Below are 1,368 nucleotides of genomic sequence, written 5' to 3' on the forward strand. Positions count from 1 at the left end.
CTCACCTTTCGGTGGGGCACCCCGGGTCTGACCGGCCGTGGCCGTGCCCGGTTCCCGCTTCACAGCCACCCGCCCGCTCGCGCGGGTCTTATGGTCGGCTCCACGGGTGTTTTCCGTCTCCGATGTACTGGCGGCGACGAGGTTGCGCAGGTTGACCGCCGCGTTGGTGTCTCGGTCGAGTACCAGCGCGCAGGACTGGCAGTGGAACGTGCGGTCCGACAGCGTCAGGCTTGGGTTTCGCCAGCCGCAGCCGGAGCAGGTCTTCGAGCTTGGGTACCAGCGGTCCGCGACGTGTAGCCGCGAGCCGTACCAGACGGTCTTGTAAGCGAGTTGGCGGCGGATCTCTGCCATCCCGGTGTCGGCGACGGCGCGGGCGAGGCGCCGGTTACGGACCATCCCGGCGACGTGCAGGTCCTCGACCACAACCACGTCGTGGGACGTGGCGAGGCGGGTCGTGAGCTTGTGCAACCCGTCGCGACGCTGGTTCGCGACGTGGGCGTGGATCTTTCCGAGCCGGGCGGCGCGTTGACGGCGTCCGACTGAGCCTGGCTTCGACCGGGAGTAGGCCCGGGACGCCTTGCGGAGTTTCCGCTGGGAGCGGGCGAGCGGTTCCGGGTTGTCGACCTGTTCGCCGGTCGAGAGGACCGCGAGGTGCTTCACGCCCGCGTCGACGCCGACCGGCCCGCCCGCCCGCTGCCATGGCGGGGACGTTTCGGGCACGTCCCGGTCAGCCTCGACGGTGAACGAGACGAACCAGCGGCCGGCGGTACGTGACACGGTTGCGCCGAGCAGACACGCCCGGCCGTCGGCGAGCCGGCCGGTCAGCGCGGCCATCGGTTCGTGGACCTTGACCCGGCCGATCCGGGGCAGCGTCACGTGCAGGCCACCGGCCGGGCCGTAGGCACCGGTCGTGTACCGGAACGAGTCGCGGGCCTTCCCGCGCTTGGTGAACCGGGGGAAACCGGCCCGCCGGCCCTTGCGCTTCCCGCGCTTCGAGTCGGAGAAGTTCTTCAGCGCGCGGGCCAACTGGGCGAGCCCGGCGGAGAACGCCTCCTTTGAGCACTCCGGCCACCACGGGGCGACATCGTTCTTGACCTGGTTGAAGCGCAGCCGCAGCGCGGGCAGCGTCCAGGGCACCGCCGTGAGCGCGCCGCCGTCGAGTCCGTAGGACTTCTCGGCGTCGCGCTGCGCGAGGGCGGCCTTCACGAACGCCAGACCCCAGTTGTAGACGAACCGGGACGCCCCGGCGTGGCGGCGGAGATCGGCCCGCTGGGCGTCGTTCGGGTCGAGCGCGAACCTGTAAGCCTGCATCGTCTTCACACCGGGCCGTCCTCGGTCGCGGCGGCGACCGCTCGGGCGGCCCGGTTC

The 1,368-nt window shown here is 71.3% G+C and carries 1 protein-coding gene; it reads right to left on the reverse strand.

The features are described from left to right. Positions 1-1,320: IS607 family element RNA-guided endonuclease TnpB (gene tnpB, locus C1A33_RS25320; RefSeq protein WP_101833948.1), on the reverse strand; the 1,320-nt coding region annotated here is incomplete at its 3' end. Positions 1,321-1,368: the final 48 nt, after the last annotated feature.

The organism is Frankia canadensis, from assembly GCF_900197875.1.
Taxonomy (GTDB): domain Bacteria; phylum Actinomycetota; class Actinomycetes; order Frankiales; family Frankiaceae; genus Frankia; species Frankia canadensis.